The organism is Micromonospora psammae (genome assembly GCF_036902725.1).
Classification (GTDB): domain Bacteria; phylum Actinomycetota; class Actinomycetes; order Mycobacteriales; family Micromonosporaceae; genus Micromonospora.
On record NZ_JBAKHM010000014.1, the window covers coordinates 86,311 to 111,786 of the forward strand.

A 25,476-nucleotide genomic window follows, 5' to 3' on the forward strand; every position below is an offset into this window, starting at 1 on the left:
CGGTCTTCTCGGCGCCGGACACCGTCACCCGCCGCAAGCGGACAGCTGATCCCACCGCTTCCGGTCGGCCGCCCCGGCGACGGGGACGGGTCCGGTGTGGCGGGGCGGATGGTGATCCGGTTGACTGGTCCGGTGCTGAAAGTGGGGTTGACCGGCGGGATCGGGTCCGGCAAGAGCGCGGTGGCGGCCCGGCTGGCCGAGCGCGGCGCGGTCGTCGTCGACGCCGACCGGATCGCCCGGGAGGTGGTCGCCCCGGGCAGCGAGGGGCTGGCCGAGATCGTCGCCGCCTTCTCCGCGCGCGTGCTCGACCGGGACGGCGCGCTGGACCGGGCGGCGCTCGGCGCGGTGGTCTTCGGTGACGAGGCGGCCCGCCGCCGGTTGGAGGCGATCACCCATCCCCGGGTGCGGGCGCGGACCGCGGAGCTGATCGCCGGGGCGTCCGCCGACGCGGTGGTGGTCAACGACGTGCCGTTGCTGGTCGAGGTGGGGCTGGCACCGACGTACCACCTGGTGCTGGTCGTCCGGGCGGACGTCGCCACCCGCCTGGCGCGGCTCGAACGCGGCCGCGGCATGTCGCGTACGGAGGCCGAGCGGCGGATCGCCGCCCAGGCCGACGACGCCCGCCGGCGGGCCGCCGCGGACGTGGAGCTCGCCAACGACGGCAGCCTCGAGCAGTTGCACGCGGCGGTGGACGCCCTCTGGCGGGACCGCCTGGTGCCGTACGAGCGCAACGTGCGGCAGCGGCGTGCGGTTGCGGCGCAGCCGGTGGCGCTCACCGGGCCCGACCCCAGCTGGCCTCAGCAGTACGCCCGCCTCGCCGCCCGGATCCGGCACGCCGTGGCCCCGGCGGAGCTGCGGGTGGACCACATCGGGTCGACCGCCGTGCCGGGTCTCGCCGCCCAGGACGTGATCGACATCCAGCTGACCGTGCCGTCGCTGGCCGAGGCGGACGGGCCGCTGGCCGAGCGGCTCGCCGAGGCGGGCTTCCCCCGGTTGCCGGGGCAGTGGTGGGACAGTCCCCGTCCCGCCGGGAGCGGGCGCTGGGAGAAGCGGCTGCACGGCAGCGCCGATCCGGCTCGCCCGGTCAACCTGCACCTGCGGGTGGCCGGCTCGCCCGGGTGGCGGTACGCGCTGCTGACGCGGGACCACCTGCGCGCCGATCCCGACCAGCGGGCCGCGTACCTGTTGTTGAAGCGGGAGCTGGCGGCCGGGGCCCCGGCCGGCGGCACCTCCGCCACGGCGCGGGACCCCTGGTTCGACGAGGAGCACCTGCGCGCCGAGGAGTGGGCCACGCGGACCGGCTGGCGACCCTGACGGGTCAGCGGGTCGTGCCGGCCCGCCTCGTCGGCCGGGCCTCCGGCGTCGCCGGCGCCGTGGCGGCCTTCCGCGCCGAGCCCGGCGCCTTCGGGCGCGTCGCCGGGGCCGTCGGGCCGGTCGGCGCCATCCCGGCCGGCACCGGCCCGGGGTTCAGGTCGAGCTGCGCCCAGGCGCCCTGCCCGGTCCGCAGCTCCAGTCGGCGCAGCAGACCGGTGTGGTCGATCCAGTAGCGCAGCCGCAGGCCCTGGGCGCGCAGCTCCAGCACGTCCACCGGGTGGCCGGCCACCCGGTCCCCGCGCAGCCGTACCGCCGAACCGGGCCGCACGGCGGTCCCGCCGGCCCGCAGCGCCGCGTCGACCAGCCGGTCGAGGTCGTCGGTGGGTCCCGCGGCGGGCCGCCAGCCGGCCGCCGTGGGCGGTGGCAGCGGCGGGGTGTCCGGCGCGCCGGTGGGGCCGGCGCCGAGCGGCACCTCCGCCCGGGCGAAGCCGGCGGCGTCGCGGCGCAGCAGCGTGTGCCGGCCGAGGGTGTCCAGGTCGGCCACCGAGAGGTAGGCCAGCTGGCCGGTCCAGCGCAGCCAGCCGGAGCCGCGCAGGTTGGCGGCGGCGCCCAGGGGGGCGGCCACGGTGACGGCCGCGCCGGCCACGGCGCGCAGCCGGGTCGGTAGCCGGTCCAGGCGGGCGGCTTCGGCGTCGGTGAGCGCGCGGGGCAGCCCGGGGCGGCCGCCCAGCGCGTCGACCGCCCAGAGGGTGGGCCGGTCGCTGCGCTCCAGTTCGACGGTGACCGGGTTCCCGTCGGGCAACCGCCCCTCCCACCGGTGCAGCCGGGCGTCGCCGTCGACCCACCAGCGGGGGTCCCGGTCACCGGCGGCGGGCGGGGCGGACGGGGTGACGTTCCGGTCGGCCGTGGCCGGGCGGGGCAGCGGGGCCTGGAGGACGTCCACCTGCTCGCCGCCGATGCGCGTCCGCCCCACCCACCGGCCGCCGCCGCGCAGCAGCGGGTCGGTCGGTTCCGGCCGGTCGGCGGCCAGCCCGAAGAGCAGCTCCAGCACCGCCCCCGGGCCCCGACCGTCGGGCAGGTCGCGCAGTCGCCAGCGGTCGGTGGGTGGGATCAGCGGGGGCGGCGCGGGGGTCAGCACCGCAGTGGGGTCGGGGCGCGCCACGACGACCGTCGGTGTCGCCTGGAGCAGGCCCCGGTGCGGTCCGGCCCCCGGGCCGCCCACGTCGAGGTAGGCGAGCTGCCGGGCCCAGTCGACCCAGCCCACCAGGTCGACGCGGGCTCCGCCGGTGCCGGCGGTGACCCGTACGCCGGCCCGCAGGTCCCGGTAGTTGGTGACCCGGGCCGCGGCGAGCCGCTCGGACTCGCCGACGGTGAGCGCGCGCGCCGGCCCGGCCGATTCCGGCGTCCAGCCCAGCAGGCCGGCGACCAGCGCGGTGGCGGTGGCGGTGGCGACCACGCAGAGCGCGACCAGGGTGCCGCGGCGGTGGGTCGGTGGGACCTCGACGGGACCGTCACGGAGGGGCGGCGGCGAGGCCGGGGGTACGCCGTGTCGACCGTCCCGGCGGTGGTGCCGGCCGGCCCGACGCCGGCCCCGGGCGGCGTGGCCGGTCGGTCCCGGTCCGTCGGCCAGGCCGCGGACGGTCACGGTACGGCCGGTTGTGGCCGGGGACACGTCGGCGGGCGGCGGACGTGACGGCTGTTCGGGGGAGGTGTCCACGAGAGGTTGAACGGCTCGCGGAGGCGGCGGTGACGGTGGGGAGGTGGGGCGCTCGCGGCGGCCGGTCTGCGCTCTCAGCGCGACCACACGGGTGCGCACGCCGGTGATGTCCGGGTGCTGCGACCCTCGTGCCGGGGGCGGGCCTCCCGTGAGGGTTCGGCCACCTGCCCGGTCGGCCGCCGCGAGCGGCCTACGGTGTACAGGCTAGCGCGATGGGATGTGCGCCACAATGAGAATATCGAAGCCGATCACGCGCGGACGGCGTTCGAGCCGGAGTGTCGGACCTCCGGCGTACCGTTGAGGTCATGGCGCTCGACATTCCCCGCCTCGACGGCCGCTTCCAGGTGGTCAGCGAGTTCCAGCCCGCCGGCGACCAGCCGGCCGCCATCGACGATCTTGAGCGGCGGGTGCGCCGCGGCGACCGCAACACGGTGCTGCTCGGCGCCACCGGCACCGGTAAGAGCGCCACCACGGCGTGGTTGGTCGAGCGGTTGCAGCGGCCGACCCTGGTGCTCGCCCCCAACAAGACGCTCTGCGCCCAGCTGGCCAAGGAGTTCAGCGAGCTGCTCCCGCACAACGCGGTGGAGTACTTCGTCTCGTACTACGACTACTACCAGCCCGAGGCGTACATCCCGCAGACCGACACCTACATCGAGAAGGACTCCTCGATCAACGAGGAGGTCGAGCGGCTGCGGCACTCGGCGACCATGTCGCTGCTCACCCGCCGCGACGTGGTGGTGGTCGCGACCGTGTCGGCGATCTACGGCCTCGGCACCCCGGAGGAGTACCTCGACCGCGCGGTGCGGATGGCCGTCGGCCAGGAGCTGGACCGTGACCAGCTGCTGCGCCGGCTGGTCGACATCCGGTACACCCGCAACGACATGGCGTTCCAGCGCGGCACCTTCCGGGTCCGCGGTGACACCCTGGAGATCATCCCGGCCTACGAGGAGCTGGCCGTCCGGATCGAGCTCTTCGGCGACGAGGTGGAGAAGCTCTACTACCTCAACCCGCTCACCGGCGACGTGGTCAGGGAGGTCGACCACCTGATGATCTTCCCGGCCACGCACTACGCGGCCGGCCCGGAGCGGATGGAGCGGGCGATCCGCGACATCGAGAACGAGCTGGGTGAGCGGCTGGCGGAGCTGGAGCGGCAGGGCAAGCTGCTGGAGGCGCAGCGGCTGCGGATGCGCACCACGTACGACATCGAGATGATGCGCCAGGTCGGGTTCTGCTCCGGCATCGAGAACTACTCGATGCACATGGACGGCCGGCTGCCCGGCAGCCCGCCGCACTGCCTGCTGGACTACTTCCCCGACGACTTCCTCACCGTGGTCGACGAGTCGCACGTGACGATCCCGCAGATCGGCGGCATGTACGAGGGCGACGCCTCCCGCAAGCGGATGCTCATCGACCACGGCTTCCGGCTGCCCAGCGCCGCCGACAACCGGCCGCTGCGCTTCGACGAGTTCCTGGAGCGGGTGGGCCAGATGGTCTTCCTGTCGGCGACCCCGGGCCCCTGGGAGATGGAGCAGGCCCAGGGCGAGTTCGTCGAGCAGGTGATCCGCCCGACCGGCCTGATCGACCCGGAGGTGGTCATCAAGCCCACCAAGGGGCAGATCGACGACCTGATGCACGAGATCAAGCTGCGCACCGAGCGGGACGAGCGGGTGCTGGTCACCACGCTGACCAAGAAGATGGCCGAGGACCTCTCGGACTACCTGCTGGAGAACGGCATCCGGGTGCGCTACCTGCACTCGGAGGTTGACACCCTGCGGCGGGTGGAGCTGCTGCGCGAGCTGCGCAAGGGCGACTACGACGTGCTGGTCGGCATCAACCTGCTCCGGGAGGGCCTCGACCTGCCCGAGGTCTCCCTGGTGGCCATCCTCGACGCCGACAAGGAGGGCTTCCTGCGCAGCGGCCGGTCGTTGATCCAGACCATCGGCCGGGCCGCCCGTAACGTCAGCGGGCAGGTGCACATGTACGCCGACAAGATCACCCCGTCGATGGCCGACGCGATCGACGAGACCAACCGGCGGCGGGCCAAGCAGATCGCCCACAACGAGGCGCACGGGATCAAGCCCGAGCCGCTGCGCAAGAAGATCCACGACATCCTGGACGACATCTACCGCGAGGCGGAGGACACCGAGAACTCGCGGGTCGGCGGCGCCGTGCGGCAGCTCTCCCGCGGCAAGGCCCCGGTCAAGGAGACCCGCAGTCGCAGCCGCGCCGGCGCCACCGGCCCCTCCCGGGAGGGGATGGCCCGCGCCGACCTGGCGCAGCTCATCCAGGAGCTCAACGACCAGATGCTGGCCGCGGCCCGCGAGCTGCAGTTCGAGCTGGCCGCCCGGATCCGGGACGAGGTCGCCGACCTCAAGAAGGAGCTGCGGGGGATGGACGCCGCCGGCGTGAAGTGACGGGAGGGCGGCGATGACCGCGACGGTCGACCAGGTGGTCGTCGGCGTGCCCGATCCCCGGCTGCGTCCCTTCGTGGGCCGCTACCTGGGCTACCGGGAGTACGCGCCGCGGCCACTGGTTCGCCGGGAGGTCGCCGGCGCCTTCGTGGTCGTCATCCTCGGCTGGGGCGCGCCGCTGGACGTGGTGGACCCGAGGGCCGCGTCGCGCGGGGCGTACCGGGTCGACTCCTTCGTGGCGGGGCCCTTCGACGCGTACTGCACCACCTCGACCGTCGGGGTGGGCCTCGGGGTGCAGCTGCTGCTCACCCCGCCGGCGGCCCGCCGGATCCTCGGCGTGCCGCTGGGGGAGTTGGCCAACCGGGCGGTGGCCGTCGAGCGGCTGCCCGACGCCTGGCTCGACCGGCTGCGCGGCCGGCTGGCCGAGGCGCCGGACTGGCCCCGGCGGTTCGCCCTGCTCGACGGGGCGATCGGCGCGCGGCTGGCCGCCACCCGGCCGGTCGATCCGCGCCTGGGCCGGGCCTGGCGTCGGCTCGCCGGCACCGGCGGCCGGGTCGGCATCGGCGAGCTGGCCGACGAGCTGGGCTGGAGCCGGCGGCACCTGGCGGTCCGGTTCCGGCAGGAGCTGGGCCTGGCGCCGAAGACCACCGGCCGGCTGCTCCGCTTCCAGCGGGCGTACGCCGCGGTGGGCCGCTCCCTCGCCGTGCCCGCCCCCACCCCGGACGAGGCCGGCGGCGAGGACCGGCTCGGGCGGCCGGGCGGCTGGGCCGAGTTCGCCGTCGAGTGTGGCTACTACGACCAGTCGCACCTGATCCGGGACTTCGGTGAGTTCGCCGGCGCCACCCCGGCGGCCCTGGCGTCGTCCGGATCGCATTCGTCCAATCCGGGCTGACCGTCCCGGCGGCAGGCTGTGCCCATGCGAACCATCTACCCGGTCTTCCGGTACGCCGACGCCCGCGCCGCCACCGACTGGCTCTGCGCCGCGTTCGGCTTTCGCGTCCACGCCGTGCACGAGGGGCCCGACGGGACGGTCGCGCACGCGGAGCTGGTCTTCGGCACCGGCATGATCATGGTCGGTGCGGGGACCGGGCCGGGGGCTCGGCCGGCCGACGACGACTACGCCGTCTACGTGTGCGTCGACGACGTCGACGCACACCACGAGCGGGCGAGGGCGGCCGGGGCGGAGGTAGCCCGGGAGCCGTTCGACACCGACTACGGCTCCCGGGACTACGTGGCCCGGGACCTGGCCGGCAACGTCTGGTCGTTCGGGACGTACCGGGCCTGACCCGACGGCGCGGTGGCCGGCGTCACGGGGGCGCCGGCCGCCGCCACCGTGCCGGCGGGACGGCCGCCGCTTGCGGACCGCGCGCGTGCCGCCCTCCTGGAAGCCACCGCACCGGTCGTTGCGGTGCGCGAGCGAGGTATTGCCCTGCGTGACTGTCCTGCGTACCCTCCGTCGTGGGGAGGCCGGGATGCCATTGTCATCAAGTCCTGTCATCCGACGGGCGCGGCTGGGCGCGGAGCTGCGCCAGCTGCGCAGGAGGGAGGCGCTGACGCTGGAGCAGGTGTGCGGCCGGCTGGGCTGGGCCTCGACCTCCAAGCTGTCCCGCATCGAGCTGGGGCAGAGCCGACCGGATCTGGCCGACGTGCTGGACCTGCTCGACGTCTACGCGGTCCCGCCCCCGCAGCGGGACGCGCTGATCGTCATCGCCCGGGACGCGGCGACCAGCCGCGGGTGGTGGAAGGCGCTGGGCGAGATGAGCGAGCGCCAGCGCACCTACGCCGAGCTGGAGGCCGGGGCGGCGGCGATCGTGGAGTACCAGCCGGCCGTCGTGCCGGGGCTGCTCCAGTCCCCGGGCTACGCCCGGACGCGGGTCGCGGCGGGGCGGCTGCTGCACCCGGACGTCGACGTGGACGCCGACGTGCGGGCCCGGCTCGCTCGCCAGGAGGTGCTGCGCCGTCCTGAACCGCCGCGCTACACCGGGCTGCTCGACGCGCGGATCTTCGAGCCGGCCGGGCTGCCGCCGGGGGTGTGGCGTGAGCAGGTGGACCACCTGCTGGCGCTGGGCGACCTGCCGAACGTGACGCTGCGGGTCGTGCCGGTGGGGGCCACGCCCCCCGGCGGCGTGCACCCGTTGACCGGGTACTCGGTCTATTCGTTCCCGGACCCGGCGGACCCGCGGACGGTGATGCTGGAGGCGCTCACCACCGACGTCCGGCTGGCGGCCGACGTCGAGGTCGGCCGCTACGAGCGGCTCACCGGATGGCTGTCGGCGGCGGCGCTGACCGTCGAGGAGACCAGGGCGCTGCTGGGCCGGCTGGCGGACAGGGCGGACGCGCCGGTGGTGGAGGCGGTGCGGGCCGACGCCGGCTGAAGCTCAGCAGCCGGGGCGCCAGCCGCGACCACCGGACCCGGCGCCCCCGAACGCGTCGGGGCCGGTGTGCCGCGCGTGCGCCGCACGGTAGCCCAGGGGTGCGACAACGACGGCCGTGGATCGGTTGGTCAGGCCGGCACGTCGACGAAGTGCTCGACCCGGGGCGGGCCGGCGAAGTGCGGGCCGATCAGCGCCCGCCACTTGCCGAACGCCTCGGTGGCCCGGAAGTTCTGGTCGTGCGCCTCGACGGAGTCCCACTCGACCAGCAGCACGAAGCGGGTGGGGGTCTCGATGCCCCGGGTCATCCGGACCGACCAGCACCCCTCGGCGCCGGCGAGGAGCGGGCGCGCCTGCGCGTAGGCGGCGGCGAAATCGTCCTCGTGCCCGGGCAGTACGTCGATGAGCGCGACTTCAAGAACCATCCGGGAAGCGTCGCACGCCCCCCAGTGCCCGAATCGGCCCGGGGCTCCCTGTCCGACGCCCGGGACATGACACCTAGCCTCCTAGGAAGCGATAGCGGGTGTGCGCCGCTCCGCAGCGTGTCCGAACGTGATGCTGTCGGCAATCGAGGACCCTGAAGGTGCGCCCGCCACCCCGGATGGGGAAGAATGGCGGCGGAGGAGGGGAGTATTCCCTCGCGACGGAGTCGTCAGCACGGTCGATCGCCAACCCTCGGCACCCGACCCGGCCCCGTCGGTCGACGTCCCGCCTGCGGGTCGTCGGCGGAAGAGACCTCCGACAGTCACCAGAGTTCGCGTCACCACCCGTCCCGCCCGCGCTGCGGCGTACGGTGTGCCCACGCAGCGTGTCTGCCGGAGGATTGATTTGAACGTGTCCGGAGTGGTGTGGGGAGTAACGCTCGTCGCGATGACGGCGGTGCTCCTCGTCGACCTGCTCGTCGTCGGTCGACGCCCGCACGAGCCCAGTGTCCGTGAGTCGAGCCTCTGGGTCGGCTTCTACGTCGCCCTCGCCCTGGTCTTCGGCGCGGGTCTCTGGTTGACGTCCGGGGCGAGCTACGCCGGCCAGTTCTACACGGGCTGGCTCACCGAGTACAGCCTGTCGGTCGACAACCTCTTCGTCTTCGTCATCATCATGGCCCGGTTCGGGGTGCCCCGGCAGTACCAGCAGAAGGTGCTGCTCATCGGCATCGTGCTGGCCCTGGTCATGCGCGGCGGCTTCATCGCCGCCGGCGCGGCGCTGATCTCCCAGTTCTCCTGGGTCTTCTACATCTTCGGCGCGTTCCTGATCTACACCGCGGTCAACCTCGCCCGGCAGGGTGAGCCGAACGAGGACGAGTTCAGCGAGAACATGCTGATCCGGTGGAGCCGCAAGGCGCTGCCGATCTCCAAGGACTACGACGGCGCGAAGCTCACCACGCACCAGGCCGGCCGGCGGCTCTTCACCCCGATGCTGATCGTGATGATCGCGATCGGCACCACCGACCTGATCTTCGCGCTGGACTCGATCCCGGCGATCTTCGGCATCACCCAGGAGCCGTACCTGGTCTTCACCGCGAACGTCTTCGCGCTGATGGGGCTGCGGCAGCTCTACTTCCTGCTCGGTGGCCTGCTGGACCGGCTGATCTACCTGAGCTACGGCCTCGCCGTGGTGCTCGGCTTCATCGGCGTCAAGCTGGTGCTGGAGGCCCTTGCGGACAACAACCTGCCGTTCATCAACGGCGGCGAGCACGTCGGCTGGGCCCCGCACATCCCGATCTGGCTGTCGCTGACGGTCATCCTCGGCACCCTCGCCGTGGCGACCGCCGCCAGCCTGATCAAGTCGTCGCGGGACCGGCGGCGGGAGCTGGCCGAAGCCCGCCGCTGACCACGGCATGCCGAAAAGGGGCGCCCCCGCGAGCGGGGGTGCCCCTTCGGCGTAGGTCGGGGGATCAGACCCGGTGCGCGGCCACCAGGGTGGCGACCCGCTCGGCCGGGAGCGCCTCCTCCACCACCTGCCGTCGGCGGTAGCAGGCGTGCAGCATCCGCCGGTCGTCCCCGGGTGCGGCGCTGACGATCCCGACGTGGTGGATGCCGCGTCCGGGGCGGGCGAAGAAGTACAGGTCGCCGGGGCGCTCCTGGCCCGCTGGCACCGGGGTGGTCGCCGTGGCCTGGTCGCGGGCGTCGCGGGGGAGCGTGACGCCGAACCGTCGCCAGGCCAGGTGCACCAGCCCCGAGCAGTCGATCCCGTGTCCGGAGACCCCGCCCCAGACGTAGGCCACCTCGCGGAGCCGCTCGGCGACCGCCAGCACCTCGGCGGCCTCGGGCGCCGCGGCGGGGAGCGGGACCCCGTCGGTCTCGCGGATCCAGAGCGGCCGGTCGTGCCCGGGGACGTGCACCGGCAGCCAGCCGTCCCGGGGCGGCCCGGCGCGGTGCAGCCGGGTGCCGAGGACGACGCCGGCGACGGCGACCGGACCGCCGGGGGTGGCGCGCAGCCCGGTCACCCCGGTGTCCACCACGATCCCCGGCCCGCCCCCCTGCGTCGGGGTGAGCGGGGCGAGGTGGGCGGTGGGCAGCCAGCCGGGGTAGCCGCGCGGGTCGAGCCGGGGCGCGGGCTGGTGCACGGCGACCACGTGCGCCCAGCCGTCCGGGCGGACCTGGGTGACCAGCACCCGCTCCCCGAGCAGCAGTTGGCTCAGCACGCACTCGCCGACCTGCTGCTCGGCGTCCATGCCGGCGATCCAGCCGGGGATGTCGGTGTGCGCGCCGAGGGCGGGGCGGTCGATCGGGCGGACCGCCTCGGGGGCGGACCAGAGCGTGGCGACGGCGACCCGGACGGCGGCCTCGTGGCCCGGTTGCAGCTCCACATCGACCTCCGGTTCGCGGGTGGACACCTACCGGACCCTATGAAAGAAACATACGATCATCAACCGCGCCGCTGCATCTTTGTTTCAGCGAGCCCGGTGATGCCGAGTCCCGGCGCGTCCGGCAGCACCACCGCGGCGCCGTCGTACCGGAGGCCGCCGCGCACCGGCGACCAGGCCAGCCACCAGGCGGCGTCCAGGTCGGAGACGGCCGTGGTCCGGTAGGCGGCGACCAGGCTGGCCGCCGCGCCGACCCCCACCGGGCTCTCCATCATGGAGCCGACGATCGTGCCGAGACCGTGGTCGCGGGCCAGGTCGAGCAGGGTCCGGGCGGCGTGCAGGCCGCCGCACTTGGCCAGCTTGACGTTGACCATGTCGGCGGCCCGCCGCCGGATGACCTCGACCAGGTCGCGGGCGCCGAAGACCGACTCGTCGGCGAGGATCGGCACCTGGACCCGGTCGCTGACCCAGGCCAGGCCGTCCAGGTCCCAGCGGGCCACCGGCTGCTCGACCAGTTCGACGTCGAGCCCGGCGTCCTCGATGCCGCGGATCACCCGGACCGCCTCGCGCGGCGTCCAGCCCTGGTTGGCGTCCAACCGGATCCGCACCCCGGGGCCGACGGCGGCCCGGACGGCGCGGACCCGGTCCAGGTCGCCGGCCGCGTCCGTGCCGACCTTCAGCTTCAGCACGTCGAAGCCCTCCGCGCTCCGCTGCTTGGCCGCCGCCGCCAGCTCCACCGCGTCCCCGGCCGCCAGGGTGACGTCCGTCGGCACGCGCAGGTCCGTGCCGCCGAGCAGCCGCACCAGGGGTACGCCGAGCCGCCGCGCCGCCAGGTCGTGCAGCGCGACGTCGACGGCCGCCTTGGCGGACTCGTTGCCGGTCACCGCGTCCCGGACCTCGCCGCAGCGGGCCACCAGGTCGTCGGCGTCCCGGCCGGCGACCGCGGGGGCGAGCATGTCGCGGACGCACGCCTCCGCGCCGGCGACCGACGCGCCGGTGACCTTCCAGACCTGCGGCGCCTCCCCGAAGCCGGACCGCCCGTCGTCGTCGATCACCTCCACCACCAGGGTCTCCACCGTCGTCGTGCGGCGCAGCGCGGTGACGAACGGGGTGTGTAAGGGGGCGGAAAGCCGGTGGGTGCGTACCGCGGCGATCGTCATGTGCGGCACCCTATACGGCAGACGGGCAGCGGAGGGGAGCGGCGATGAGCCTGCGGGAATGGGAACTGGTGGGTGCGCCGAACGCGCGTGACCTGGGCGGCCTGGTCGCCGTCGACGGGCGCCGGGTACGCGCCGGCCGGCTCCTGCGGACCCCGGCGCTGGGTCGGCTCACCGACGAGGACCTGCCGGTGCTGGGCAAGCTCGCCCCGGCCTGCGTGGTGGACCTGCGCGACGCGTCCGAGATGTCGGTGGCCCCGCCGGACCGGCTGGTCGGTGAGCCGACGGTGGTGCACCTGCCGGTGCACGACCCGGCCCACCCGGTCTTCACGTATGTCTCGGCGGTGCTGCTCGGGCACGACCTGGAGGCGTACGACCAGCTGGCCGAGCAGGGGACGCCGGCGGCGATGGCGGCGATCTACCGCTGGTTCGTCACGGGGGAGTCGGCGCGGGCCGGGTTCGGCGGCGCGGTGCGCCTGGCGGCCCAGCCGGGCAACCTGCCGCTGCTGTTCCACTGTTCGGCCGGCAAGGACCGCACCGGCTGGCTGGCGGTGGTGCTGCTGACCGCGCTCGGGGTGGACGACGCGGCGATCCGGGACGACTACCTGTGCAACAACGAGCTGACGGCCAGCCTGCGCGAGGTGCTGCTGGAGGCGATGGTGAGCCGCCATCCGACGCTGGACCCGGAGACGGTCCGGCCGGTGCTGGAGGTGCGTGCGGAGTACCTGGACGCCGCGTACGACGAGGTGCGGCGGGTGCACGGTTCGTTCGACGCGTACCTGCGCGACGGGCTCGGCGTCACCGACGAGCTGCGCGAGGCGTTGCGGGACAACCTGCTGGAGTGACCCGGCCCGGGGTCGGCTGCCGACCGCGGGCCGGTCGGCAGCCGCGGTACCTCAGCCGGCCAGCTCGTGCCGGGCGGCCCAGACCGCCGCGGAGACGTTGGCGATCAGCCGGCAGGCGTCGTCCTCGACCTCCTCGCCGGTCGCGCCGCCGTCGGCCAGGTCGGTGGTGGTGCAGACGACGATCACGTACGGCGGCGCGTCGTCCGGAAGGACCACGCCGGCGCCGTGCCGCACGCCGCGTACCCAGCCGTTCTTGTGCGCGATCCGGGTGCCGTCGGGCAGTCCGGAGGCGAGGTCCTCGCGGTACTCCTGGGCCAGCAGCACGTCCACCATCGCCGCGCACCCGGCCGGGGTCGCCAGCGGCCCGGGGCGCTCCGCCCCCGTCGCCAGGCCGCCGAGCAGAGCGGCCAGGTCGGCGGCGGTGACGACGTTGGTGATCCCGGCCTCCCGGGCGGCGAAGTCCTCGATGCCGCGTCCGGTGACGCTGTGCCGGGCCCCGGCGAGGGCCCACGCCTGCGCCACCGCGGGCAGGCCGACCCGGTCCAGGACGATGTTGGTGGCCAGGTTGCTGGACCGGGTGATCATGCGGTCGGCGAGCCAGCGCAGGGGGGCGGTCCCGCCCACCCGATCCCAGACCGCCTCGTCGTTGTCGTAGTGCCGGGCGCAGGAGAACCGGGGCGCCCCGGGCAACGCCGAGGCGAACTCGTTGGTGACCGGGGTCGGCGCGTCGAGGTCGAGGGTGCCCGCCTCGGCGGCCCGCCAGAGCGCCAGCAGCACCGCGGCCTTCATGGTGCTGGCCGCGTAGTGGGTCGCGTCGGCGTGCCGGGTCCAGGTGGGGGCGGCGTTGAGCCGACCCACGTAGGCCGAGACGGTGCCGGGCACCTTGTCCAGGTGAGCGTCGAGATCATCCCACGTCATGCCGGTGACCGTAGCCGATCGGCTCACCGGCCCGCGCGGGGCGGCGCCGGCCGCGTCCGTGGGCGGGTGACGCGGCGGAGCCCGGACCGCGCGGGGCGGTCCGGGCTCCGGAGCGATCGGGGTACGCCGGTCAGCCGGCGTGCTTGCGACGGGCGGCGGCCCGGCCGCGCAGCTGCTGGTCGAGCACCACCTTGCGGATGCGCACCGCGCTCGGGGTGACCTCGACGCACTCGTCCTCGCGGCAGAACTCCAGCGCCTGCTCCAGCGAGAGCTTGCGCGGCGGGATCAGCTTCTCGGTCTCGTCGGAGGTCGACGCCCGCATGTTGGTGAGCTTCTTCTCCTTGGTGATGTTGACGTCCATGTCGTCGGAGCGGGAGTTCTCCCCGACGATCATGCCCTCGTACACCTCGGTGGTCGGCTCGACGAAGAGCTGCCCACGCTCCTGGAGGTTGATCATGGCGAAGGCGGTGACGGCGCCGGAGCGGTCGGCGACCAGCGAGCCGTTGTTGCGGGTGCGCAGCTCACCGAACCACGGCTCGTAGGACTCGAAGACGTGGTGCAGGATGCCGGTGCCCCGGGTGTCGGTGAGGAACTCGGTACGGAAGCCGATCAGCCCGCGCGCGGGGACCAGCCACTCCATCCGGATCCAGCCGGTGCCGTGGTTGACCAGCTGCTCCATCCGGCCCTTGCGGGTGGCCAGCAGCTGGGTGATCGCGCCCAGGTACTCCTCGGGGGCGTCGATGGTCAGCCGCTCCACCGGCTCGCAGACCTTGCCGTCGATCTCCCGGGTGACCACCTGCGGCTTGCCGACGGTCAGCTCGTAGTTCTCCCGGCGCATCTGCTCGACCAGGATGGCCAGCGCCAGCTCGCCACGGCCCTGCACCTCCCAGGCGTCCGGCCGCTCGGTCGGCAGCACCCGCAGGGAGACGTTGCCGATCAGCTCCTTGTCCAGCCGGTCCTTCACCATCCGGGCGGTGACCTTGGCGCCCTTGACCCGGCCGACCAGCGGCGAGGTGTTGGTGCCGATGGTCATCGAGATGGCCGGCTCGTCGACGGTGATCAGCGGCAGCGGGATCGGGTTCTCCGCGTCGGCGAGCGTCTCACCGATCATGATCTCGGGGATGCCGGCGACCGCGATGATGTCGCCCGGGCCGGCCGAGTCGGCCGGCTTGCGCTCCAGCCCCTCGGTCATCAGCAGCTCGGAGATGCGGACCCGCTGGGTGGTGCCGTCCGTGCGGCACCAGGACACGCTCTGGCCCTTGTTGATCGTGCCCTGCCGGACCCGGCACAGCGCCAGCCGGCCGAGGAACGGCGAGGCGTCGAGGTTGGTGACGTGCGCCTGCAGCGGCGCGTCCGCCTCGTACGCGGGAGCCGGGATGGTGTCGAGCAGGGTGCGGAACAGCGGCTCCAGGGAGTTGCTGTCGCTGGGCACCGAGCCGTCGGCGGGCTGGGTGAGCGAGGCGATGCCGTCGCGGGCGCAGGCGTAGACGATCGGGAAGTCGATCTGCTCCTCGTCGGCGTCCAGGTCGAGGAAGAGCTCGTAGGTGTCGTCCACGACCTCCTTGATCCGGGCGTCCGGACGGTCCACCTTGTTGATCACCAGGATGATCGGCATCCGGGCGCGCAGCGCCTTTCGGAGCACGAACCGGGTCTGCGGCAGGGGGCCCTCGCTGGCGTCGACCAGCAGCACCACCCCGTCGACCATGGTCAGGCCGCGCTCCACCTCGCCGCCGAAGTCGGCGTGCCCGGGAGTGTCGATGATGTTGATGGTGACCGGGTCGGACCCGTCCGCCGGCAGGTACCGCACGCCGGTGTTCTTGGCGAGGATGGTGATGCCCTTTTCCCGCTCGAGGTCCATCGAGTCCATGACCCGCTCGGTCGTCTCGCCGCGGGCGCCGTAGGCGCCGGCCTGCCGCAACATGGCGTCCACCAGGGTGGTCTTGCCGTGGTCGACGTGAGCGATGATGGCGACGTTGCGGAGGTCGGTGCGAAGCTGCATACCCTCCATACTCCTGTCTACGGTTGCCGGGGCACGTGTCGGGGTCACCCCCAGATGGCCCGGATCTGTGCCGGAACTGCTGTTCCGACCGTTCCAGCGGCTGGCATGCCGGCCCCCGTGTGCAGGGGGACCGGATGCATGACCTGCTGACCTCGCTGCAGGGCCTGTCGTCCCTGCTGATCTGTGTGATCGCCGCGACGATCGTCGCGGGGGAGACCGCGGTGATCTTCGGTCTGCTGGTGCCGGGCGAGGCGACCCTGTTGCTGGTCGGCTTCCTAGCGTACGCGGGCACGCTGCGGCTCGTGCCGGCGCTGCTCGTAATGATCATTGTCGCGGTGATGGGAGACACACTCGCCTCCCGGTCCGGTCGCCGCCACGGCCCCCGGTTGCGGACCGGCGGGCCGGGCGCCCGGGTCGGGCCCGAGCGGTGGGCCAGGACGCGGTCGCGCGGGGCCCCGCGCGGCGCCGCACCCCTGTTACGGTGCCGTTGGCCACCACGGGGAGGGGTTGACATGCGTCGACGGTCTGGTCGGCTGGCGCCGGCGGTGCTCACCGCCCTGCTGCTGACGACGGCGGGGGTCGGCTGCGCCCGGGCGGAGCAGCGTCCGGTCGAGGTGGCCGCGCCGGTGGAGCTGCCCACCCCCGGGGCGGTCGACGCGCCCGTCGACGAGCCGACCGCGACGCCGCCGGCGGTGGAGTCGATGGGGGTCGCGCCCAGCCGCTCGGCCGCTCCGAAGCCGAAGCCGAAGTCGACCGGTGCCCCGACCCGGGCCGGCGCGCCGCGGCCTCCGACGAAGCCGTTGACCGAGACCGGGGCCCCGCCCGCGCCGCGGCCTCCGGCGCCCACCGGGTGCGCGCCCAGCTACCGGGGCTCCGCGGTGAGCCGCAGCCAGGTGAAGGCCGCACTGACCGACGCGGCGCAGCGCAGCTACTGGCCGGTCTCCGCGCCGGAGATCAGGATCCCGGTCAGCCTGGTCAAGGCGACCGCCTGGCAGGAGAGCGGCTGGCAGTCGAACATCATCGCCTGTGACAAGGGCATCGGGCTGATGCAGGTGCAGCCGGAGACGGCCGAGTGGATGAACCAGCGCTTCGAGCGGGACTACGACGTGTACGACCACCAGGACAACGCCTACCTCGGCGGCACGTACCTGGCCTGGCTCACCAAGAAGATCGGCGACACCCACTTCGCCTCGGACTACCGGCTCGACTCCGCCCTGTGTGGAGAGGAGTTGAACTCCTGCCTGTTGAACGCCGTGATCGCGGCGTACAACTTCGGGGTGGGCGCGGTGATCCCGCAGGAGGAACAGGGGCCGATCGTGATCCCCAACTCCCAGTACGTCTACAACGTGCGTGCGCTGATGCGCGACTGCGTCTGCCTGGACTACTGACGCCCGGGGGCCGCGGCGCGCCGCGACCCCCGGGGGCCGGTCAGTCCCGCGCCGTCACCGGTTCCGACGCGGCCGGAGGGGCCGCCGCGGTCCCCCGCGCGATCCGGCCCGGCCACCAGAACCGGTCGCCGAGCATGAAGGCCAGCGCCGGGACCAGGACCGTCCGCACCAGCAGGGTGTCGAGCAGGACGCCGATGCAGACGATGATCCCGATCTGGGTGAGCGTGATCAGCGGCAGGACGCCGAGCACGGCGAAGACCGCGGCGAGCAGCACACCCGCGCTGGTGATCACGCCGCCGGTGACCCGCAGCGCCGAGAGCATGCCGTCCCGGGTGCCGGTCCGCCGCGCGTCCTCGCGGGCCCGGGTGACGAGGAAGATGTTGTAGTCCACGCCGAGCGCCACCAGGAACACGAAGGCGAGCAGGAGGACGCCGCTGTCCAGCGCCGGGAAGCCCAGCACGTGTGCGAAGAGCAGCCACGCCGCGCCGAGGCTGGCGAAGAACGACGCGATGACGGTGAGCACCAGCAGCAGTGGCGCGAGCAGGCCGCGCAGCAGCAGCACCAGCACGGCGCCGACCAGCAGCAGGATGATCGGCAGGATGAGCCGCTGGTCCTCGGCGTTGGCCTCGTCGCTGTCGTAGGTGGCGGCGACGGTGCCACCGACCAGGGCGCCGCGCGGGGCGTCGGCGCCCGGTGCCGCCGGCGGGGCGGAGTCGGGGACCGCGGCGACCGCGTCCCGCAGCGCCTCGACGGTCCGGTCGGAGGCGGTGGTGCCGGGTTCGGCGGTCAGGACGACGTCGACCTGGGCCACGGCGGCGCCGGCCGTACCGGGACGTGCGGAGGCGACGCCGGGGACGGCCGTGGCGGCCCGGGTGACGGCCGCTACGGCGGAGGGGGACGTCAGCACGGCGACCGGCTGGGTCGTCCCGGCGGGGAAGGCCCGGGCGAGGGTCTCCGCGCCGGCGACGGCCTCGGGCTCGACCCGGAACTGCCCGGTCTCCGACAGGCCGGTGCGGATGCCGAGCCCACCCAGGGCGAGCCCGGCCAGCAGCAGGGTCGCCAGCACCGCGACCGGCGCCGGACGACGGACCACGGCGGCGCCGAGCCGGCCCCAGAGCCGGCCCTCGCGAACCGCGCCGCCGACCCGCGGCACGAACGGCCAGAACAGGCCCCGGCCGAAGATCACCAGGACGGCGGGCAGGACGAAGAGGGCCGAGAGCATGGCGAACACGACGCCGGTGGCGCAGGCCACGGCGAGCGCCCGGTTCGTCTCCTGCTCGGACAGGAGCAGGGTGAGCACGCCGAGGACCACGGTGAAGCCGCTGGCGAGGATCGGTTCGGCGGTGCGGCGCACGGCGGCGCGCATGGCGGCGAAGCGGTCCTCCTCGCGGTGCAGCTCCTCGCGGTACCGGGCGATCAGCAGCAGGGCGTAGTCGGTGGCCGCGCCGAAGACCAGGACGCTCGCGATGCCGGTGACCGCGCCCTCCTGGAGGTGGATGCCGACCGCCGGGACGATCGTGTCGACCGCGCGGAGGGTGAGCTGCTCGGTGGCCGCGACGACGACCAGGGGGACGATCCAGAGGAACGGGCTGCGGTAGGTGATGAGGAGCAGCAGCGCGACCACGGCGGCGGTGACGACGAGCAGCGTGACGTCCGCGCCCTCGAAGACCTTGGTGAGGTCGGCGGTGAACGCCGGCGCGCCGGTCACCTCCACGGTCAGGCCGTCGGGCAGGGCGGCCAGGGAGTCGCGTACCTGCGCGACCGAGTCGGCGACGGCCTGTTGGCCGCCGGCGGTGGAGAGCGGGACGGCGACCAGCGCCACCGTGCCGTCCGGGGACACCTGCGGTGGGCTGACCCGACCGCCGACGGCGAAGCGGCTCAGCTCGCCCGACGCCCCGGCGAGCGTGGCCCGGTCGGCCTCGGTGAGCGCGCCGCGGTCGGCGCGGCTGACCACCACGACGGCCGGCTGGACCTCGTTGGAGGGCAACTGGTCCTGGAGGCGCTCCACCTGGGTCGACTGCCACTGGACGGAGAGGCCGGTGGAGGAGACGGGGGCGGGGTTGTCGGGCTTCGGCAGCCCGAAGACGGCCGCGCCGACGACGATGGCGGCCACCACGGTGAGCCAGGCGGCGAGCCGGCTACGGGCGACGCGGGTGAACAGAGACATCGGATGCCCTCATGGTCCTTCGACGTTAGAATCTCGACTGCCGAGAGTCTCGCCTGTCGAGAGTACGGCGACACGGGTGAATTCGCGAATCTCAAGTATCTTGACAGCCGAGGTTATTTCCGGCTGCTCTATGCTGCAACCGGCCGTTCCGACAGGGGGAAGCGACGAGACGTGGCAGCGCACGGCATGTATCGGCGACGGGACGACCCGCGCGCGCGGATGATCGCGGAGATCACCAACGACCTTCGGCGCTACGCCGTGGACGCGCAGCACGTCGGGCACGCCTTCGCCGGCCTGCACGGGCTCAACGCCACCGACCTGCACGCCCTGATCGCCGTGATGGACGCCGAGCTGACGGGCGACCCGATCACCCCCGGCCGGCTGGGTGAGCAGCTCAACATCTCCTCCGGGTCGGTGACCGCGCTGGTCGACCGGCTGGAGCGGGCCGGGCACATCCGGCGCGACCGGGACACCGCCGACCGCCGCAAGGTCTTCCTGCACTACGCCGACCAGGGCGCCGCCCTGGCGATGAGCTTCTTCGGCCCGCTCGGCCGGCGCACCGACGAGGTGATGGCCCGCTTCAGCGACGAGGAGCTGGAGGTCGTCCACCGGTTCATGGCGACGATGGGTGCCTCGATGCGGGAACACCGGGACGCGGTCCGCGCCGCCCGTCCCGACTCGCCCGGCCGGCCGGGCTGAGCGGTCCGTTTCCCGGCCGCCCGGCGGAGCCCCGGATTCGCCGTCGCCCCCGATTGTCACGTGCGAATGTCACCCTCCGCATTGGACTGGTGAAGACTGTGGTGATCGTTCCGAGCGACAAATCGCTCGTCCCAGCGTTCTCACAGGTTCGATCCATCTGAAAATAGGCCCTTTGAGCTGGGGATTGATTCCACCTGAGGGCTACCGTCCTAATCGACGCCCGGCGCTGTGCACCACAGGTCGGGCTCGCCGCTGGGCTTCGACATCGCTCACCCGGTGTCACGTCGCGCCCGACCCCTGACCAGACGGAAAGGGGAACCATGACAACGGCTCCAGCCAACCTGCTGGCCGTCCGTCGGCTGCTCCTCGCCCACCTCAACATCGATCCCGACACGGTCCGCGGCGACGACCTCGAACCGGCCGAGGTCGGCATCGTCGGCGACCCGAGCCACCGCGGCGGATACCACTGCGGTTCCGACCGGGTGGTGACCAACGACTACTCGGTGGTGGAGTCCACCCGGGACTCCTCCGGCCTCACCCTGAACGCCTCCGCGCTGGACGTCGGCCTGTTCACCGTCCGCTCCGGCGGCCGCACCCACACCCTCTACAGCTTCTCGACCTGGTGCGTCGCGCAGTGCGTGGCGAACACATCGGACAGCCGCGACGTACGCGAGATCATCTACTCCCCGGACGGCCGGACCGTCCGGCGGTGGGACCGCCTCCGCCGGCGTACCAGCGGGGACGACTCCCACCTCTTCCACACCCACTTCAGCTTCTTCCGCGACTCGACCAGGGCCGGCCGGGACCAGACCCCGCTGTTCCGCCGCTACCTCACCACCATCGGTCTCCTGGAGGACACCATGAGCACGACCGCCGAGAATCAGATCCAGAGCATCTTCACCGGCATGTTCAACGGCGGGTCGAGCATGGGGCGCAGCGTCGACCCGGACGGCTCCGGCCCCCGGCCCAGCGGCAACAGCCTGGTCGCCAAGCTGGACTACCTCATGATGCGTACGGACGCGATCGGAGCGCAGCTGACCGCTCTCGCCAACCGGGACGTGACCGACGAGGCGGCCATCGTCACCGGCGTTCTCGCCGGGCTCACCCCGGAGAAGATCGCGGCGGCGATACCGCCGACCATCGCCAAGCAGGTCGCCGACGAGTTGGCCCGCCGCATGGTCGCCTGACCCCATCGCCTCCGCACCTCTCCGGGTCGATGCCGGGGAGGTGCGGAGGCCCCAGTCAGCAATGAGCATTGCGCAACACCTCTTGCGTAAGTGGGTTCGGGATCTCACGCTGGCCTCGTGGAACCGATCCAGGTACGTCAGATCACGGACTCGCGGGTGCTGGCCGCCATGTCCCACCCGCTGCGCCGCCGGCTGCTGGACGTGCTCAAGGTGCACGGGGCGTCGACCGTCGGCATGCTGGCCGAACGAACCGGGCAGGCGCCCGCCAACATCAGCCACCACCTGAAGGTGCTGGCGGCCGGCGACCTCGTCGTCGAGGCCCCCGAGCTGGCCCGGGACCGCCGGGAGAGGTGGTGGCGGCTGGCCACCCGGGGGCTGCGCTGGTCCCACGCCGACTTCGAGGCCGACCCGGCCGCGCGGGCGGTCGCCGACGCCGCCACCTCCCTCAACCTGGACCGCCACGTCGCCCACGCCCGGGCCTGGCACGCCGCCGCCGACGAGGAGCGGGCCGCCTGGGGGCAGGGGCCGTTCTCCACCGACCGGTGGCTGCACCTCACCCCGGACGAGCTGGCCGAACTCGGCCGCGAGGTGATCGACCTGCTGGCCCGCTGGGGCGACCGGGAGATCCCGGATGACGGCCGGGAGCGCCGGCCGGTCTTCCTGTTCGCCCACGGCGTCCCGGCCCGGCCGTGACCGCCGTCGCCCGGCCCCGCCCGACGAGCCCGTCCGGGACGACGACGAAGCCGCCGGCGCGGCGCCGCGGGGGACTGCTGTGGCACCGGGACTTCCGGCTGCTCTGGGCCGGCCAGACCGCCAGCGCGGTCGGCAGCAACGTCAGCGCCGTGGCGCTGCCGCTGGTCGCGGTCGCCGTCCTGGACGCCAGCACCTTCCAGGTGGCGGTGCTCACCGCCGCCGCCTGGCTGCCCTGGTTGGTGATCGGGCTGCCGGTGGGCGTCTGGGTGGACCGGGTCCGCCGTCGGCCCGTCATGGTCGCCTGCGACCTGATCTCCGCGCTGCTGTTCCTGAGCGTCCCGGTGGCCGCGCTCCTCGACCTGCTGACCGTCGGCCAGCTGCTCGCCGTGGCGTGCGGCGCCGGTGCGGCCCGGGTCGTCTTCGAGACCGCCGACCAGGTGTACCTGCCGGTGCTGCTGCGGCCCGAGGAGGTGCCGGAGGGCAACGCCAAGCTCCAGGCCACCCAGACCGTCGGCTACGTGGTCGGGCCGGGGCTCGCCGGCGTGATCGCCCAGCTCGCGGGCGCGGTGACCGCGCTGCTGGTGGACGCGGTGAGTTTCCTGCTCTCGGCGCTCTGCCTGCTGCGGATCCGGACGACCGAGCCGCCACCGGCCCGGCGCGACCGCTCGGCGTCGCTGCGTCGGGAGATCGCCGACGGCATCGGGTTCGTCGCCCGGGATCCCTACCTGCGGGTGCTGACCGCCTTCGGCGCGGCCAGCAACATCGGGCTCGTCGGCTATCAGGCGGTGCTGGTGGTGTTCCTGGTCCGCGACGTCGGGGTGGCCCCCGGCCTGGTCGGCGTGCTGATCGCCGGGTCGAGCCTCGGCGGTGTGGCCGGCGCACTCGTCGCCCCCGTCGTCGCCCGGCGGATCGGCACCGCCCGGACGGTCCTGCTCGCCGGGGCTCTGACCGGGCCCCCGGCGCTGCTCATCCCGCTGACCGGCGCCGGGGCGCGGCTGCTCTGGCTGCCGCTGGGCGGGGTGCTGGTGAGCCTCGGCGTGGCCGTCGGCAACGTCGTCAAGGGCAGCTTCCGGCAGACCTACACGCCGCACCACCTGCTCGGGCGGGTGACGGTCAGCGGGCACCTGCTCAACTACGGGACGATCCCGTTGGCCGCGCTGCTGGCCGGGGCGCTGGGTGCGGCGTACGGGCCGGGCCCGGCCGTCCTGGCGATGACCGGGTGGCTGGCGCTGACCCCGCTGATCCTGCTGTTCGGTCCCCTGTGGCGGCAGCGGGATCTGCCGGCCAGGGCCGGTGCGGCCTGATGCGCCCAGTGGCGGCGGCCGTTCGGCCGCCGCCACCCGGCACGGCTGCTACATCGGGCGGACGTTGTCCGCCTGCGGACCCTTCTGCCCCTGGGTCACCTCGAACTCGACCTTCTGGCCCTCGTTCAGTTCCCGGTAACCGCTCGTCGCGATCGCCGAGTAGTGGACGAACACGTCCGGACCTCCGCCGTCCTGCTCGATGAAGCCGAAGCCCTTTTCCGAGTTGAACCACTTGACCGTGCCGGTTGCCATGCATCTCTCCCTGCTCAAGACGGGCCATCACCGCGTCGGCGGATGATCGCCCTGTGCCTCCCCGACAGTAACCGGCGAATCCGCCGTTCGCTGGCTGAAGTGCCGCATGGCGCGAACCGAAAACATCCGCGGGTCGCGCCGGAAAACCCGCGCGGCGTCCGGTCGGCTCCGGCACACTCGACCGGTGACCGCACCGAGCACGTCGGCGTTGTCCGTTCTGGAGCGTGAAATCGCCGCCTCCGGGGACGGGCTGGACCGGCTGCGGCTGGTGCCCACCCTGTTCGTGCCCGAGGTCCGGCTGCACCTGGCCGAGGACGCGATCGTCTGGTGGGCCCGGATGGAGGCGGCGGCCGGCCGCACCCTGCCCCCGCCGTACTGGGCCTCGGTCTGGGCCGGCGGGCAGGCGCTCGCCCGCCACCTGCTGGACCACCCGGAACTGGTCGCCGGACGTCGGGTGCTCGACCTGGCCGCCGGGTCCGGCCTGGTGGCCATCGCCGCCGCGTTGGCCGGCGCCGACCAGGTCGTCGCCAACGACATCGACCCGTACGCGCTGGCCGCGGTCACGGTCAACGCCCGGGCCAACGGGGTGACGGTCGCCACGAGCGAGGGCGACCTGCTCGAGGGCGACGGCGGCGACGTCGACCTGCTGCTCGCCGGCGACGTGCTCTACGACGAGGCGCTGGTCGGGCGGGTGCTGCCGTTCCTGCGTCGGGTCGTGGCCGGCGGCGCGCAGGTGCTCGTCGGCGACCCCGACCGCGGGCACGTGCCGCCGGACGCCCTGGAGGTCGTCGCCAGCTACCCGGTGCCGACCACCGAGCCGTTCGTCGACTCGCCGGTGCGCCGGGTCCAGGTGCTGCGTCCCCGCTGACGCTCAGGGCTGAACCCCGAGGTGGGTTCAGGGGACGGTGGGGGATCGGACCGGATGTGCCCGACCCGCCGCGGCCATAGCGTTCAGGCCATGCTGGATTCGTTGGCACAGGTCGGGGAGTTGCCCGTCATCCTCCTCATGGGAGCGCTGGGGCTGGTCATGCTCTTCGACGCCGTGCCGCTGCTCGGGGTGCTGGTCCCCGGCGACGTCGCGATCCTCGCCGCGGTGGCGGCGGGTCGCCCGGCCACCGGGGCGGCAACCGTCGCCGCGGTGGTCGCCGGCTGCGTCGCCGGCTGGTCGCTGAGCTTCCTGGCCGGCCGGCTGTACGGCGATCGGCTGCGGCACAGCCGGATCGGCGGCTGGATCGGCGAGTCCCGCTGGGCGGCCGCCGAGAGCGTCCTGCGCTCCGGCGGCGGGCGGATGGTGCTGATCGCGCCCTTCCTGCCGGTCCTCAACGCCCTGCTGCCGCTGGCCGCGGGCGGGCTGCGGATGTCGTACCGGAGGTTTTTGGGCTGCGCGACCGTCGGCGCGGCGCTCTGGGCCGGCCTCTACCTGGCGCTGGGGACCGCGTCCCGGTCCCTGGCGGGGCTGCTGCCGGGCAGTCCGCTGCTCGTCACGATGGCGGTGGGTCTGGCGCTGGCCGGGGTGGTGCTGCTCGGCACCCGGCGCCGACTGCGCGCCCTGACCGGCGTCGGCCAGCCGAGCTGACCGACGCCGGGAACGCTCACCAGCCGCGGGCCCGCCACTGCGGCAGCGACGGCCGCTCCGCGCCGAGGGTGCTGTCCTTGCCGTGACCCGGATAGAACCAGGTCTCGTCCGGCAGCCGGTCGAAGAGCTTGTGCTCCACGTCGTCGATGAGCTGACCGAAGCGCTCCGGGTCCTGGTCGGTGTTGCCGACGCCACCGGGGAAGAGGCTGTCGCCGGTCCACAGGTGCGGGGTGCCGGCCGGTTCGCGGTGCAGCAGCGCGATCGAGCCCGGCGTGTGCCCCCGGACGTGGATCACCTCCAGGGCGCAGTCACCGACCGGCACGGTGTCGCCGTCGGCGAGCGTCTCGGCCGCGATGGGCAGCCCGTCGGCGTCGTCGCCGTGCACCAGGACGCGCGCGCCGGTCTTGGCGACCACCTCCTCCAGCGCCACCCAGTGGTCCATGTGCCGGTGGGTGGTGACCACCGCGGTCAGCCCGCCGTCACCGACGAGGTCGAGCAGGCGGGGGGCCTCGTTCGCGGCGTCGATCAGCACCTGATCGCCGGTGGCTCGGCAGCGCAGCAGGTAGGCGTTGTTGTCCATCGGACCGACCGACAGCTTGGTGACGGTGAGCCGGTCCAGGTCCCGGACGGCGGGCGCGCCGCCCGGCGAGACGTCTCCGGTGTAGCTCATGACG

The 25,476-nt window shown here is 73.8% G+C and carries 23 protein-coding genes; 14 read left to right on the forward strand and 9 right to left on the reverse strand.

The window, feature by feature from the left end; translation table 11 throughout:
• Positions 1 to 132 precede the first annotated feature (132 nt).
• The gene (gene coaE / locus V6U79_RS17950; protein WP_334615250.1) at positions 133 to 1,314 is read left to right on the forward strand and encodes a dephospho-CoA kinase; all 1,182 of its coding nucleotides are present in this window, start codon (positions 133 to 135) and stop codon (positions 1,312 to 1,314) included.
• 4 nt (positions 1,315 to 1,318) lie between these two features.
• Here coaE and V6U79_RS17955 read toward each other — a convergent pair whose 3' ends face one another.
• Positions 1,319 to 2,959 carry a hypothetical protein gene (locus V6U79_RS17955; RefSeq protein ID WP_334615251.1) on the reverse strand — a complete coding sequence of 547 codons (1,641 nt, stop codon included), beginning with the start codon at positions 2,957 to 2,959 and terminating at the stop codon, positions 1,319 to 1,321.
• A 377-nt stretch (positions 2,960 to 3,336) separates the two neighbouring features.
• Between V6U79_RS17955 and uvrB the strand changes: the two genes are divergently transcribed.
• From uvrB to V6U79_RS17975, 4 genes are all read left to right on the forward strand, one after another.
• Positions 3,337 to 5,445 carry an excinuclease ABC subunit UvrB gene (uvrB, locus tag V6U79_RS17960; RefSeq protein WP_334615252.1) on the forward strand — a complete coding sequence of 703 codons (2,109 nt, stop codon included), beginning with the start codon at positions 3,337 to 3,339 and terminating at the stop codon, positions 5,443 to 5,445.
• Between the two features lie 13 nt (positions 5,446 to 5,458).
• Entirely contained in the window at positions 5,459 to 6,334 is an 876-nt protein-coding gene (locus tag V6U79_RS17965; RefSeq protein ID WP_334615253.1) for a helix-turn-helix domain-containing protein, read from the forward strand.
• Positions 6,335 to 6,358: 24 nt separating this feature from the next.
• Entirely contained in the window at positions 6,359 to 6,727 is a 369-nt protein-coding gene (locus tag V6U79_RS17970; protein ID WP_334615254.1) for a VOC family protein, read from the forward strand.
• A gap of 187 nt (positions 6,728 to 6,914) precedes the next feature.
• Complete coding sequence (locus tag V6U79_RS17975; protein ID WP_334615255.1) at positions 6,915 to 7,817, forward strand: helix-turn-helix domain-containing protein; 903 nt, start codon at positions 6,915 to 6,917, stop codon at positions 7,815 to 7,817.
• Between the two features lie 128 nt (positions 7,818 to 7,945).
• On the opposite strand, the gene V6U79_RS17980 is transcribed toward V6U79_RS17975, so the two are convergent.
• Positions 7,946 to 8,239 carry an antibiotic biosynthesis monooxygenase family protein gene (locus V6U79_RS17980; protein WP_334615256.1) on the reverse strand — a complete coding sequence of 98 codons (294 nt, stop codon included), beginning with the start codon at positions 8,237 to 8,239 and terminating at the stop codon, positions 7,946 to 7,948.
• A 403-nt stretch (positions 8,240 to 8,642) separates the two neighbouring features.
• On the opposite strand from V6U79_RS17980, the gene V6U79_RS17985 reads away from it, so the two are divergent.
• Positions 8,643 to 9,641, forward strand: a complete 999-nt coding sequence (locus V6U79_RS17985; RefSeq protein WP_334522696.1) for a TerC family protein — start codon at positions 8,643 to 8,645, stop codon at positions 9,639 to 9,641.
• 64 nt (positions 9,642 to 9,705) lie between these two features.
• Here V6U79_RS17985 and V6U79_RS17990 read toward each other — a convergent pair whose 3' ends face one another.
• Entirely contained in the window at positions 9,706 to 10,647 is a 942-nt protein-coding gene (locus V6U79_RS17990; protein WP_334615257.1) for a C40 family peptidase, read from the reverse strand.
• A gap of 32 nt (positions 10,648 to 10,679) precedes the next feature.
• Entirely contained in the window at positions 10,680 to 11,777 is a 1,098-nt protein-coding gene (locus V6U79_RS17995; RefSeq protein WP_334522699.1) for a mandelate racemase/muconate lactonizing enzyme family protein, read from the reverse strand.
• A gap of 44 nt (positions 11,778 to 11,821) precedes the next feature.
• Between V6U79_RS17995 and V6U79_RS18000 the strand changes: the two genes are divergently transcribed.
• Complete coding sequence (locus V6U79_RS18000) at positions 11,822 to 12,619, forward strand: tyrosine-protein phosphatase (RefSeq protein ID WP_334615258.1); 798 nt, start codon at positions 11,822 to 11,824, stop codon at positions 12,617 to 12,619.
• Between the two features lie 51 nt (positions 12,620 to 12,670).
• On the opposite strand, the gene V6U79_RS18005 is transcribed toward V6U79_RS18000, so the two are convergent.
• Both V6U79_RS18005 and typA read right to left on the reverse strand, forming a co-directional pair.
• On the reverse strand, positions 12,671 to 13,537 hold the full coding sequence (locus V6U79_RS18005) for a serine hydrolase (RefSeq protein WP_334522702.1): 867 nt from the start codon (positions 13,535 to 13,537) through the stop codon (positions 12,671 to 12,673).
• Between the two features lie 130 nt (positions 13,538 to 13,667).
• Positions 13,668 to 15,536, reverse strand: coding sequence for a translational GTPase TypA (gene typA / locus V6U79_RS18010; RefSeq protein WP_334522704.1), 1,869 nt, complete (start codon positions 15,534 to 15,536; stop codon positions 13,668 to 13,670).
• A 134-nt stretch (positions 15,537 to 15,670) separates the two neighbouring features.
• Here typA and V6U79_RS18020 point away from each other — a divergent pair, with 134 nt between their 5' ends.
• A complete protein-coding gene (locus V6U79_RS18020) occupies positions 15,671 to 16,924 on the forward strand; it encodes a transglycosylase SLT domain-containing protein (RefSeq protein WP_442933794.1) in 1,254 nt (417 codons plus the stop codon).
• 40 nt (positions 16,925 to 16,964) lie between these two features.
• Here the strand turns inward: V6U79_RS18020 and V6U79_RS18025 are convergent, their stop codons facing one another.
• Positions 16,965 to 19,091 carry an MMPL family transporter gene (locus V6U79_RS18025; RefSeq protein ID WP_334615259.1) on the reverse strand — a complete coding sequence of 709 codons (2,127 nt, stop codon included), beginning with the start codon at positions 19,089 to 19,091 and terminating at the stop codon, positions 16,965 to 16,967.
• A 186-nt stretch (positions 19,092 to 19,277) separates the two neighbouring features.
• On the opposite strand from V6U79_RS18025, the gene V6U79_RS18030 reads away from it, so the two are divergent.
• The 4 genes from V6U79_RS18030 (at position 19,278) to V6U79_RS18045 (ending at position 22,974) form a co-directional block, all read left to right on the forward strand.
• A complete protein-coding gene (locus V6U79_RS18030) occupies positions 19,278 to 19,790 on the forward strand; it encodes a MarR family winged helix-turn-helix transcriptional regulator (protein ID WP_334522710.1) in 513 nt (170 codons plus the stop codon).
• A 320-nt stretch (positions 19,791 to 20,110) separates the two neighbouring features.
• The gene (locus V6U79_RS18035) at positions 20,111 to 20,977 is read left to right on the forward strand and encodes a hypothetical protein (protein WP_334522712.1); all 867 of its coding nucleotides are present in this window, start codon (positions 20,111 to 20,113) and stop codon (positions 20,975 to 20,977) included.
• 117 nt (positions 20,978 to 21,094) lie between these two features.
• Entirely contained in the window at positions 21,095 to 21,670 is a 576-nt protein-coding gene (locus V6U79_RS18040) for an ArsR/SmtB family transcription factor (RefSeq protein ID WP_334615260.1), read from the forward strand.
• Entirely contained in the window at positions 21,667 to 22,974 is a 1,308-nt protein-coding gene (locus tag V6U79_RS18045; RefSeq protein WP_334522718.1) for an MFS transporter, read from the forward strand. The genes V6U79_RS18040 and V6U79_RS18045 overlap by 4 nt, the downstream gene beginning before the upstream one ends.
• A 48-nt stretch (positions 22,975 to 23,022) precedes the next feature.
• Here V6U79_RS18045 and V6U79_RS18050 read toward each other — a convergent pair whose 3' ends face one another.
• On the reverse strand, positions 23,023 to 23,226 hold the full coding sequence (locus V6U79_RS18050; RefSeq protein WP_007072071.1) for a cold-shock protein: 204 nt from the start codon (positions 23,224 to 23,226) through the stop codon (positions 23,023 to 23,025).
• A gap of 184 nt (positions 23,227 to 23,410) precedes the next feature.
• On the opposite strand from V6U79_RS18050, the gene V6U79_RS18055 reads away from it, so the two are divergent.
• Together V6U79_RS18055 and V6U79_RS18060 are read left to right on the forward strand one after the other, a co-directional pair.
• Positions 23,411 to 24,094, forward strand: a complete 684-nt coding sequence (locus tag V6U79_RS18055; RefSeq protein WP_334615261.1) for a class I SAM-dependent methyltransferase — start codon at positions 23,411 to 23,413, stop codon at positions 24,092 to 24,094.
• 90 nt (positions 24,095 to 24,184) lie between these two features.
• A complete protein-coding gene (locus V6U79_RS18060) occupies positions 24,185 to 24,802 on the forward strand; it encodes a DedA family protein (protein WP_334522724.1) in 618 nt (205 codons plus the stop codon).
• A gap of 16 nt (positions 24,803 to 24,818) precedes the next feature.
• Here the strand turns inward: V6U79_RS18060 and V6U79_RS18065 are convergent, their stop codons facing one another.
• Positions 24,819 to 25,472, reverse strand: coding sequence for an MBL fold metallo-hydrolase (locus V6U79_RS18065; RefSeq protein ID WP_334522727.1), 654 nt, complete (start codon positions 25,470 to 25,472; stop codon positions 24,819 to 24,821).
• Positions 25,473 to 25,476 lie beyond the last annotated feature (4 nt).

Excerpts from the sequence above, each read along its gene's own strand:
- uvrB (WP_334615252.1), top strand. The coding sequence starts at position 3,337 with ATGGCGCTCGACATTCCCCGCCTCGACGGCCGCTTCCAGGTGGTCAGC.
- V6U79_RS17965 (WP_334615253.1), top strand. The coding sequence starts at position 5,459 with ATGACCGCGACGGTCGACCAGGTGGTCGTCGGCGTGCCCGATCCCCGG.
- V6U79_RS17970 (WP_334615254.1), top strand. The coding sequence starts at position 6,359 with ATGCGAACCATCTACCCGGTCTTCCGGTACGCCGACGCCCGCGCCGCC.
- V6U79_RS17975 (WP_334615255.1), top strand. The coding sequence starts at position 6,915 with ATGCCATTGTCATCAAGTCCTGTCATCCGACGGGCGCGGCTGGGCGCG.
- V6U79_RS17980 (WP_334615256.1), bottom strand. The coding sequence starts at position 8,239 with ATGGTTCTTGAAGTCGCGCTCATCGACGTACTGCCCGGGCACGAGGAC.
- V6U79_RS17995 (WP_334522699.1), bottom strand. The coding sequence starts at position 11,777 with ATGACGATCGCCGCGGTACGCACCCACCGGCTTTCCGCCCCCTTACAC.
- V6U79_RS18000 (WP_334615258.1), top strand. The coding sequence starts at position 11,822 with ATGAGCCTGCGGGAATGGGAACTGGTGGGTGCGCCGAACGCGCGTGAC.
- V6U79_RS18005 (WP_334522702.1), bottom strand. The coding sequence starts at position 13,537 with ATGACGTGGGATGATCTCGACGCTCACCTGGACAAGGTGCCCGGCACC.
- typA (WP_334522704.1), bottom strand. The coding sequence starts at position 15,536 with ATGCAGCTTCGCACCGACCTCCGCAACGTCGCCATCATCGCTCACGTC.
- V6U79_RS18020 (WP_442933794.1), top strand. The coding sequence starts at position 15,671 with ATGCATGACCTGCTGACCTCGCTGCAGGGCCTGTCGTCCCTGCTGATC.
- V6U79_RS18025 (WP_334615259.1), bottom strand. The coding sequence starts at position 19,091 with ATGTCTCTGTTCACCCGCGTCGCCCGTAGCCGGCTCGCCGCCTGGCTC.
- V6U79_RS18030 (WP_334522710.1), top strand. The coding sequence starts at position 19,278 with ATGTATCGGCGACGGGACGACCCGCGCGCGCGGATGATCGCGGAGATC.
- V6U79_RS18035 (WP_334522712.1), top strand. The coding sequence starts at position 20,111 with ATGACAACGGCTCCAGCCAACCTGCTGGCCGTCCGTCGGCTGCTCCTC.
- V6U79_RS18050 (WP_007072071.1), bottom strand. The coding sequence starts at position 23,226 with ATGGCAACCGGCACGGTCAAGTGGTTCAACTCGGAAAAGGGCTTCGGC.
- V6U79_RS18060 (WP_334522724.1), top strand. The coding sequence starts at position 24,185 with ATGCTGGATTCGTTGGCACAGGTCGGGGAGTTGCCCGTCATCCTCCTC.
- V6U79_RS18065 (WP_334522727.1), bottom strand. The coding sequence starts at position 25,472 with ATGAGCTACACCGGAGACGTCTCGCCGGGCGGCGCGCCCGCCGTCCGG.